Origin of the sequence: Aestuariicoccus sp. MJ-SS9, from assembly GCF_032586235.1 — a bacterium.
In the GTDB taxonomy this organism is placed as follows: domain Bacteria; phylum Pseudomonadota; class Alphaproteobacteria; order Rhodobacterales; family Rhodobacteraceae; genus Aestuariicoccus.
Genome location: NZ_JAWHTD010000077.1, coordinates 1 through 9,292, shown reverse-complemented (window position 1 = coordinate 9,292; position 9,292 = coordinate 1). Strand labels below are relative to the sequence as shown.

General features: G+C 63.3%; 8 protein-coding genes and 2 pseudogenes. 6 read left to right on the top strand and 4 right to left on the bottom strand.

The window, feature by feature from the left end:
* Positions 1 to 44: 44 nt before the first annotated feature.
* Positions 45 to 908 (bottom strand): GSCFA domain-containing protein, encoded by an 864-nt coding sequence (locus RXV88_RS22515; protein WP_316295912.1) that lies wholly within the window; start codon positions 906 to 908, stop codon positions 45 to 47.
* Entirely contained in the window at positions 908 to 1,639 is a 732-nt protein-coding gene (locus tag RXV88_RS22510) for a hypothetical protein (protein WP_316295911.1), read from the bottom strand. Before RXV88_RS22510 ends, RXV88_RS22515 begins: the two co-directional genes overlap by 1 nt.
* 498 nt (positions 1,640 to 2,137) lie before the next feature.
* On the opposite strand from RXV88_RS22510, the gene gmd reads away from it, so the two are divergent.
* The 6 genes from gmd (at position 2,138) to RXV88_RS22480 (ending at position 8,213) form a co-directional block, all read left to right on the top strand.
* Positions 2,138 to 3,259: a GDP-mannose 4,6-dehydratase gene (gene gmd, locus RXV88_RS22505; RefSeq protein WP_316295910.1), complete on the top strand. Its 1,122-nt coding sequence runs from the start codon at positions 2,138 to 2,140 to the stop codon at positions 3,257 to 3,259.
* A gap of 11 nt (positions 3,260 to 3,270) precedes the next feature.
* On the top strand, positions 3,271 to 4,242 hold the full coding sequence (locus RXV88_RS22500; protein WP_316295908.1) for a GDP-L-fucose synthase: 972 nt from the start codon (positions 3,271 to 3,273) through the stop codon (positions 4,240 to 4,242).
* A gap of 36 nt (positions 4,243 to 4,278) precedes the next feature.
* Complete coding sequence (locus tag RXV88_RS22495) at positions 4,279 to 5,076, top strand: ATP-grasp fold amidoligase family protein (RefSeq protein WP_316295906.1); 798 nt, start codon at positions 4,279 to 4,281, stop codon at positions 5,074 to 5,076.
* 143 nt (positions 5,077 to 5,219) lie between these two features.
* Complete coding sequence (locus RXV88_RS22490) at positions 5,220 to 6,641, top strand: mannose-1-phosphate guanylyltransferase/mannose-6-phosphate isomerase (RefSeq protein ID WP_316295905.1); 1,422 nt, start codon at positions 5,220 to 5,222, stop codon at positions 6,639 to 6,641.
* A gap of 116 nt (positions 6,642 to 6,757) precedes the next feature.
* The gene (locus RXV88_RS22485) at positions 6,758 to 7,786 is read left to right on the top strand and encodes a glycosyltransferase family 10 domain-containing protein (protein WP_316295904.1); all 1,029 of its coding nucleotides are present in this window, start codon (positions 6,758 to 6,760) and stop codon (positions 7,784 to 7,786) included.
* 232 nt (positions 7,787 to 8,018) lie between these two features.
* Positions 8,019 to 8,213, top strand: coding sequence for a hypothetical protein (locus tag RXV88_RS22480; protein ID WP_316295902.1), 195 nt, complete (start codon positions 8,019 to 8,021; stop codon positions 8,211 to 8,213).
* Positions 8,214 to 8,465: 252 nt separating this feature from the next.
* Here the strand turns inward: RXV88_RS22480 and RXV88_RS22475 are convergent.
* Both RXV88_RS22475 and RXV88_RS22470 read right to left on the bottom strand, forming a co-directional pair.
* A pseudogene (locus tag RXV88_RS22475) lies at positions 8,466 to 8,803 on the bottom strand (IS110 family transposase); the annotation flags it as partial.
* Between the two features lie 75 nt (positions 8,804 to 8,878).
* A pseudogene (locus RXV88_RS22470) lies at positions 8,879 to 9,292 on the bottom strand (hypothetical protein); the annotation flags it as partial.

Below are 9,292 nucleotides of genomic sequence, written 5' to 3'. Positions count from 1 at the left end.
TTGTTCGCCGACCTGCACACGCCCACCACACAAAATCTCCGCCTTCAGTCCGCCTGAAGGCGTTGTTCAAACCCGACGAAGTAACCGATCTCGGCGTGATCGGCGGCCAGGTCTCCGGCCACCGCGCGCAGCACCGATTTGGAATAGGTGGTGGCGGTCAGCACATGGCCGCCGGTGGCGGTGGTGGTCAGCGGCACTGGAGAGACGGTCAGCAGCATGCGCGCCTGCGGATTCACGCCTTTCAGGCGCTCCCAGAAGGCCTGCATATCTTGAAGGATTTCGCCGTAGCGCAGGTTGTGAAACCGGTATTTTTCCGCGTCGAAGCTGCCGCAGATCGTGCCCGGCGCCGCCGGATACATCGTGCCGTCTGCCACGGCTTCCCAGCCCTCGGTCAGCCCCATGGTAAAGACGAACAGATCGAGATGGCGGAACATCTCGCGTACGCGGCCCAGATGCTGGCCGCGCAGAGCCAAGACGGTGGCGGCATCCTCCTGCCCGACCGGGTCTACACTGGGGCGCAGTGCATCGAAGAATCGCCCGTCGCGGCCCCAGACCCTTTCGGTGGGCGTTCTGTGGCCGAAAGCCTCGTCGAACAGCTGCAAAAGCTGGCGTGAGGTGTAGATATTGCCGTAGCGGCAGGAATAGACGCCAAAGCCGAAGCGCCGCGCCTCAGCCTCGTCGGCAAAGACAGGCGGGGCGGGTTCCAGATCGAGAAAGGTCGCCCCCCGACGCTGCAGGTTGTTGCCGATATGCTGGGCAAAGCAACTTCCTGCTGTGGCGATCCGGTCCGAGCGGGTCAGCGGAATCGGGCCCCACAGTTCCTCAAGATCGCTGTAGTGACGCTCGGCAATGGCGCGGCGCCAGAAGGCCTTGGGCGGTTGCGATCGGTCGGGGTTGTCGGAGGGCATCACACGGGCTCTTTTCTGTCAGTTGCCAGCAGCAGGTAATCGCGGACCGGACGGTTGAGCCTGAGGTCGTCCGCGGATGGTCCCGGGGCAGGGGGCGTAACCGTTTCGGGGGCGGCGATCCGGGATGATTTCATATCCCGCTTCAGCAGGTCGAACCGGGTTTCCAGCAGTGCATCAGCTGTCATCTCTTCACTGGTCAGAGCCGCTTCGACCCAGGGCAGGAAAGCGGGGGTTGGGGTGGCGCCACTGTGGCCAAGCTTGCCCCAGAATCCGATATCGAACACCACCCGCGACATCGCTTCTTCGTCCATCACCGCAAGGAACGGGGCCAGGTGATTGATCATGTGAAACCGGTCGCCGCCGCTCTGGACGTAAATCACGTTGTTCTCAAAACCCTTGCCATAAAGTGCTGCGAGATCGAAATTGGCCTTGTCATCCATGTCTGGAATGGTCGCGCAGTCTCGCCAGCATTCATGCCGGTAGCGGTTTACCGAAACCCTATAATGGTTGCGCAGTACGATCTGAAGTATCGCCGAGACCGCGATGCTGCCCGGGTCCGCGTGGGAATAGAGCAGGGCTGCGAATCCACCGGACGAGGCTCCCACGTAAACCCGGCGGCGGACATTCAACCGTGTCCTGATCTCTGCAAAGAAAGCGCGCAGGATTCCCTGCATGTTTTGGCCCGCCGCACCGGAATACCACCCCGCCTCGGCAATCTCCGTCGCCAGCATCGTCGGGTCGGAAATCGAAAATTGATGCGCCCCGTCGGTGTTCGGTAGAAAGCCTTGGAAAAAGGAATCTCGCGCAATGTGCGCTTGGCGGCCGCGTGAAACAGGAAGATTGCCCGGTCGCTTACGCCTTTCTGGTAATCGACGGGAATGTGCAGACCTTTGTAATGCACGACCATGCGCCCACCACTTTCCAGCAGATCGGACAGACTGGCTTCCGCCTCCTCGTTCGAGTTCCGCATGATCCGTGCCCTTCGTCTTGCCACAATGGGTCCGGGCGGCTGGAAAGGGCCAGCCAGACCCCAGGGTTTGTTATGTCAACCGGCATCCACAGGAACAAGCAGGAACGGGCAGGACGATCGGCGCACTTTCACCGCAGCTTCAACGCAGAATGGCTGGGAGGCTTATTGCCATTCCAGACAATTGCTGATTTTTAGCGCGTAGGTAGGTAAAACCAACCGGAATTTCCTAACTGAAGTCTGCGATTGAGGAGTTAAAAAGATGAAAAAAGCACTCATCACCGGCATCACCGGCCAGGATGGTTCCTACCTCGCGGAATTCCTACTGGAAAAGGGCTACGAGGTGCACGGCATCAAGCGCCGCGCCTCGCTCTTCAACACCCAGCGGATCGACCACATCTACCAGGATCCGCATGCAATCCGCCCCAAGCTGAAACTGCATTACGGCGATCTGACCGACAGTTCAAACCTGACGCGGATCCTCTCCGAGGTGCAGCCCGACGAGGTCTATAACCTGGGCGCGCAATCCCATGTCGCCGTCAGCTTCGAGGCGCCCGAATACACCGCCGACGTGGACGCCATCGGAACCCTGCGCCTTTTGGAGGCGATCCGCTTTCTGGGGCTGGAAAAGAAGACCCGCTTCTACCAGGCCTCCACGTCCGAGCTTTACGGCCTGGTGCAGGAGATCCCCCAGTCCGAAAAGACCCCCTTCCACCCGCGCAGCCCTTACGCGGTGGCCAAGATGTATGCCTATTGGATCTGCGTAAACTACCGCGAGGCCTACGGCATCTATGCCTGCAACGGCATCCTCTTCAATCACGAGAGTCCCCGCCGCGGCGAGACCTTCGTGACCCGCAAGATCACCCGGGGCCTGGCCAATATCGCCCAGGGGCTCGAGCAATGCCTTTATATGGGCAATATCGACAGCTTGCGCGACTGGGGTCATGCCAAGGATTACGTGCGCATGCAGTGGATGATGCTGCAGCAGGACACGCCCGAGGATTTCGTCATCGCCACCGGCGTGCAATATTCCGTGCGCCAGTTCATCACCTGGTCGGCGGCCGAGCTGGGCGTGACGCTGGAATTCTCCGGCACGGGCGTGGATGAGATCGCCACCGCCACGGCGATCGAAGGCGACAAGGCCCCGGCGCTGAAGGTGGGCGACGTGATCATGCGCATCGACCCGCGATATTTCCGCCCTGCAGAGGTGGAGACCCTCTTGGGCGACCCGGCCAAGGCCAAGGCGAAACTGGGCTGGGTGCCGGAAATCACCGTGCAGGAGATGTGCGCCGAGATGGTGGCCGAGGATCTGAAGGCCGCACAGCGCCACGCGCTGCTCAAGGCGCATGGCCACGACGTGCCAGTCAGTCTGGAAAACGGCTGAGGAGGCGGCCCATGACCAGGATCTACATCGCAGGCCATCGCGGCATGGTGGGTGGCGCGATCCTGCGCAGGCTTCAGGCGCGCGCCGACGCGGGCGAGGATCTGACGCTGGTGACCCGCACCCATGCCGAGCTCGATCTGACCAACCAGGCCGCCGTGGCCGCCTTCATGGCCGCCGAGAACCCCGACGTGGTGATCCTGGCCGCCGCCCGGGTGGGCGGCATCCATGCCAACAACACCTATCCGGGGGATTTCATCTACGACAACCTGATGATCGAATGTAACGTCATCCATCAGGCCTTCGCCCATGGGGTGCGGCGGCTTTTGCAGCTGGGCAGCTCGTGCATCTATCCGCGCGCCGTGGCCCAGCCCATGCGCGAGGACGCGCTACTGACTGGTGTTCTGGAACCCACCAACGAGCCTTACGCCATCGCCAAGATCGCCGGCATCAAGCTGTGCGAAAGCTACAACCGCCAGCACGGCACCGATTACCGCTCGGTGATGCCCACGAACCTCTACGGGCCGGGCGACAATTTCCACCCTGAGAATTCCCACGTCCTGCCCGCACTCATCCGCCGCTTCCATGAGGCGGCCGAGGCCGGCGCCGAAAGCGTCACGATCTGGGGCTCAGGCAAGCCCCGGCGCGAATTTCTGCATGTAGACGACATGGCTGAGGCCAGCCTCTTCGTGCTCGACCTGCCGAAGGACACCTACGAGGCCAACACCGAACCCATGCTGAGCCATATCAACGTCGGGTCGGGAACCGACGTGTCGATCCTCGAACTGGCGCAGATGGTGATGCGGGTCACCGGCTTCGAAGGCCGGATCGTGACTGACCCCACGAAACCCGACGGCACGATGCGCAAGCTGATGGACGTGAGCCGCCTCGCGGACATGGGCTGGCGCGCGGGCATCGGGCTGGAACAGGGGATCGCGGAAACCTATGCGTGGTTCCTTGAAAACCGGGGGGACATCCGGGGATGATTGCTGCGCGGCCGCAAACGGGGAAACCTCGCTGAGATGGCCGAGGCCCGCTTCAAGCAACGCATGGACGCCCGACTGGCGCGCTGGTACCACGGCGCCGATCCGCATCCCGACCCGGTCCTCCAGTCGCGCCGGCGCGAGATCGCGCAGCTTGTCAACAAGACCGCGATGCGGGCCTATGCCACGCGCATGAAACTGCCGCTGCCCGAACGCTATGCCGAGGTCTCCGACATCGCCTGGCTGGATGCCGCCGCCCTGCCCGACCGCGTGGTGATCAAGCCCGACAACGCCGCCAATGCCGAAGGCGTGATGCTTTTCGATGGCGACCGCGAGCTTTTGCGCGGCGCCCCGGTGCCGCGGGCGGAAAGACGGGCCTTTGCCGCGCGCAGGCTTGCGAAACCGCTGGCCAGGGCTCCCGGTGCGCGGATCCTGGCCGAGGCGCTGATCGCGGATTACGATCCGGCCTACCCGATCCCGCGCGACTTCAAGGTCTATGTGGCCGGCGGCGCGCCCCATGTGATCCAGATGGTCGACCGCAACGGCCCGACGCGGCACCGCTTCTACGACCGCGACTGGCGGCCCTATGACGATTTCCAGACCAGCAACGCTGCCGCCGACCCGATCCCCCGCCCGCCGCATTTCGCGGCGCTGATGGATCTGGCCACGCGCATCGCCGGCGATATCGGCGTCTTCATGCGGCTGGATTTCTACATCGCGGCCGAGGGCGTGGTCTTTGGCGAATTCACCTCCTATCCCAATGCCGGCAAGAACTTCACCGAGACGGGCGATGCGGTGCTCTGCGCGCTGATGGACCGCTTTCCCGACGCGGTCTGAGCGGCCGGGCCCGGCCGCGCGCCCCGGCCGGTGCGCCGGCGCCCGCGCCGCAAATCGCCGGATGCGGGGCAAAGGTGCTTTCCAACGCGCCGGGCCTTCGTTATCCCGTGAACCCAGATCCCAAACGCGCAGGGAGCAGTTTCTTGATCACACCCGTTCTTCTCTGCGGCGGCTCCGGCACCCGGCTCTGGCCATTGTCGCGCAAATCCTACCCCAAGCAATTCGCCCGGCTGATGGGCGCCGAAAGCCTGTTTCAGGCCTCGGCCCGGCGGCTGAGCGGCGACGGCTTCGCAGCGCCCATGGTCGTCACCGGCGATCCGTTCCGCTTTATCGTGACCGAGCAGCTGGCGGCGATCGAACAGGTGCCCTCGAGCATCCTGATCGAACCCGAGGGGCGCAACACCGCCCCCGCGATCCTGGCCGCGGCGCTGCACCTGGAACGCCAGGACCCCGAGGCGCTGATGCTGGTGGCACCGTCCGATCACGTCATCCCCGACGCGGATGCCTTCCGGGCCGCCGTGCAGGGCGCCGTGCCGCGGGCGCAGGCGGGCGATCTGGTGACCTTCGGCATCGCGCCGGACCGGCCCGAGACGGGCTACGGCTATCTGGAACTGGCGGCGGGGGCCGAGGCGCAGGCGGCCAGCCCGCAAAAGCTCGCCCGCTTCGTCGAGAAACCGGATGCGGCGCGCGCCGCCGAGATGCTGGCGGCGGGCAATTTCCTGTGGAACGCGGGCATCTTTCTCTTTACCGCCGCTGCGATCCGCACAGCCTTCGAGGCCCATGCGCCCCAGCTCATGGCGGGGGTGCAGGCGGCGCTGGAGGGCGCGCAGAGCGATCTGGGCTTTACCCGTCTGGACGCCGGGCCGTGGTCCGGGATCGAGGATATCTCGATCGATTACGCGATCATGGAAAAGGCCGGCAACCTCGCGGTCATGCCCTATGCCGGGGGCTGGTCGGATCTGGGCGGCTGGGATGCGGTATGGCTGGAATCCGGGCCCGACGCGGCGGGCAACGTCTGTTCTGACGGCGCCACGGCGATCGATTGCTCCGACACGCTGCTGCGGTCGGAAACCGAAGGGCTGGAGCTGGTGGGCATCGGCCTGCGCGACATCGTGGCCATCGCCATGGGCGATGCGGTGCTGGTGGCGCATAAATCGGAAGCCCAGCGGGTGAAAGAAGCGGTCGCCGCGCTCAAGGCGCGCGGGGCGAGCCAGGCGGTGCAGCTGCCGCGCGACTACCGGCCCTGGGGCTGGTACGAAAGCTTGGTCATCGGCGGGCGCTTTCAGGTCAAGCGCATCGTGGTGCACCCGGGCGCGGCACTGAGCCTACAAAGCCACCACCACCGGTCGGAGCACTGGATCGTGGTCGAAGGCACCGCCAGGGTCACCGTGAACGAGGATGTGAAACTGGTGACCGAGAACCAGTCGGTCTACATCCCGCTGGGCGCGGTGCACCGGATGGAGAACCCCGGCAAGGTGCCGATGGTGCTGATCGAGGTGCAGACCGGCAGCTATCTGGGCGAGGACGACATCATCCGCTATGAGGACGTCTATGCCCGCAGCTGAGGAACGGTGCGCAATGAATGCGCACCCTACGGGTGGCGCGTGACACGTAGGGTGCGCATTCACTGCGCACCGCGCGCCCGGGCACCGCGCGGGCCATACGCCGAGGAGACGCGCGCATGATCCGCATCCATATCGCCGGAGATTACGGCCACCGCCAGCCGCTGGCCTATGCACCCATCCAGGCGCTGACCGCCGGCGCGCTGGAGCTGACGGACGATCCCGGCGCGGCGGATCTGGTGCTGATCGCCCATCCCCGCGACCTCGACACCCATGGCGACGCCCTGCGCGCCGGGCTGGGCGCGCATCAGCGGCTGGTGCTCTTCAGCGAGGAACCCTTTTGGGACACCATCTGGGGCGGCGACCCCTTCCGTCGCGACCAGATCCACGACACCGCGCGGGGGCCCCTGCCCTATACCTGGCTCAACCATTTCACCAGCCCGGTCTTCGCCTTCGACCGCATCCCCTATTTCCTGCTGACCGACCGCAGCTATTTCAACCGCTACGCCCTGCGCTTCGCGCAGAACGCCGCGCGCGGCGCCGCCCACTGGCAGGCGCATTTCGACCGCAGCCGCGATATCGTCTTCATGGCCGAAAAGCGCCGCAACGAGAAATTCGACCGCGCATTCGAGGGCCACGATGTCTTTGGCCTCTCGGCCCGGCGCACCCGCATCGCGCTGGCCTGCATCGAGGCGGGCCTGGACGTCACCTGCCGCGGCCACGGCTGGGAGGGCAATGTCCAGCGCAGCGATCTGCGCGACTGGCACATGGAAAAGCTGCTCGAGCTGGACGGGGCGGTGCGCGTGCTCTCGGCGATCGAGAACACCCATGCCGCGCCCTATGTCACCGAAAAGCTCTTCGACGCCTTCGCGGTGGGGGGCTGGCCGCTCTATATCGCCGGGCCGGACCACCGGGTGCGCGATCTGGTGCCCGAGGGCAGCTGGCTGAACCTCTACGGCCTCTCCCCCGAGGACGCCGCCGCCGCCGTTGCCGCGCTGACCCCCGATCCCGCTGCCTATGCCGAGGCGCAGGCGCGGCTGGCGGCGCTCTTCACGATCCGTAACCTTGTGTCCGAACAGGAACGCCTGCACGCGGCCCTGCTGGCCGAGCTGCCAGCACTTTGCGAACAAAGCCCGACGCTGGTCTGAAGCAAAATCGCAAAAATGTATATGCTGGCCCATCACGGCTGCATTACGCGAGGACGACGCAACGCCAGACAACTCAGCTCGAGGGCAGCAATATTGGACGCCAATCTGGCTTCATGATTGGATGCTGAGTGGCAGAAAGATAGAATCCACCCAAATCCAACACACTTCCGATCACGCCGCTGCAATAACGAAGACAGCAGTGCAGTGCTGCGTCTTTAGGAGTGCCAGAGTCATGACGAAAAAGAGGCACCCCCACGCCAACACCCGGCTCGCAAAATTCCTCGACCGGCGTATTCTCAAACTGAGTGCCAAGAAGACCCAGCGCGACATCGCGATCGAGGCGGGGTTTCCGAATCCGAACTATGTGTCGATGCTGAAATCCGGTGCCGTCGCTCGCCCGTTTAACCCTTCTTCAATCAATCTCTGAAACTGCCTTCGAAGTGCCAATGGCAAAGGTGCTGACATGATCAATCCTCCCAAACAGGATGAATGTATGGCCCGCCCGGTCTGCAAGGTATTTTTGGATCAAACTCTGCGCAGTCTGCATCAACGTATCCGGTCTCAGGGTTTTGCCCTGGCCAAGATGGGGTTCGCGCGCCGGCATCCTCATAATCACAACGGTCTTTCACGACCATTCAATTTCTCCAGTTTTTGCCGCCGCCGCTCAACTGTCAGGCTCCTGGGTCTTGATCCGGACAAACCGCATTGTAGGACGCGTTGCGGCTCAGAAATCGCCTCCGCGTCGCGGTCTTCATTCTTCTGCGCCTTCACATAGGGTTTGACGTATTCCGGCGACATGAGCCGAACATCAAAACCAGAGCTATCAAAAACACGCCCCAAATGATGCGCGCCACAGCACGCTTCCATTGCAACCACGCATCGGTCGAGGTCCAGGACAAAGGCAACAAGGCCTGCGCGCCGCAGACGCTTTCGAATGACAGCCGTACCGGCCGCGTCCAAACCGACAAGACTGCAAACCGTCTTGTCCAAATCAATCCCAAGAGTAACAAGCGACATTGGTCCGCTCCTTTCCCTTTTGACCAAGGCGACCATAACAAAGGTCGCCGCCGAAAAGGGCGAGCCATCCCATAATCACAGATCAGACGTCTCGGGACTCCCTCCCGATTCAGGTGCAATCCGAAACGCTCTAATATCAAGCAATTTTGCCAAAGACTGAAGCCCGCCATTGTCACCCTGAGTTCGATATGTGTTCCGATAATGGGCACCATAGAAGACGCATGGAGTAGTTTGTCGCAGTTGAAGCCATTGATGTGGCTTCAGTTCGACGGCTTTTCCGACCACCGTCCGGTTCGAGAAGGCGTTTTCGACGATTTCGCGCTTTTCAGCCTCCGTGCCCTGAAGATGAAGCTGCGCAAGACATTTTGCCAGTTCGAGGAAACGCATGCGGTTCGCCTCGATTTCGGCCGGGTCCGGCTGTCTCGCCAACTCTTCCTCGAGCGCCGCGATCGACAGCGTCAGCTCACGTTTCTTTTTGCCGAACGTGTC

What these genes read in the sequence shown, in the direction of transcription:
- RXV88_RS22495 (WP_316295906.1), top strand. Translation starts at nt 4,279, where the DNA reads ATGGCCGAGGCCCGCTTCAAGCAACGCATGGACGCCCGACTGGCGCGC.
- RXV88_RS22485 (WP_316295904.1), top strand. Translation starts at nt 6,758, where the DNA reads ATGATCCGCATCCATATCGCCGGAGATTACGGCCACCGCCAGCCGCTG.
- gmd (WP_316295910.1), top strand. Translation starts at nt 2,138, where the DNA reads ATGAAAAAAGCACTCATCACCGGCATCACCGGCCAGGATGGTTCCTAC.
- RXV88_RS22480 (WP_316295902.1), top strand. Translation starts at nt 8,019, where the DNA reads ATGACGAAAAAGAGGCACCCCCACGCCAACACCCGGCTCGCAAAATTC.
- RXV88_RS22515 (WP_316295912.1), bottom strand. Translation starts at nt 908, where the DNA reads ATGCCCTCCGACAACCCCGACCGATCGCAACCGCCCAAGGCCTTCTGG.
- RXV88_RS22500 (WP_316295908.1), top strand. Translation starts at nt 3,271, where the DNA reads ATGACCAGGATCTACATCGCAGGCCATCGCGGCATGGTGGGTGGCGCG.
- RXV88_RS22510 (WP_316295911.1), bottom strand. Translation starts at nt 1,639, where the DNA reads ATGCTGGCGACGGAGATTGCCGAGGCGGGGTGGTATTCCGGTGCGGCG.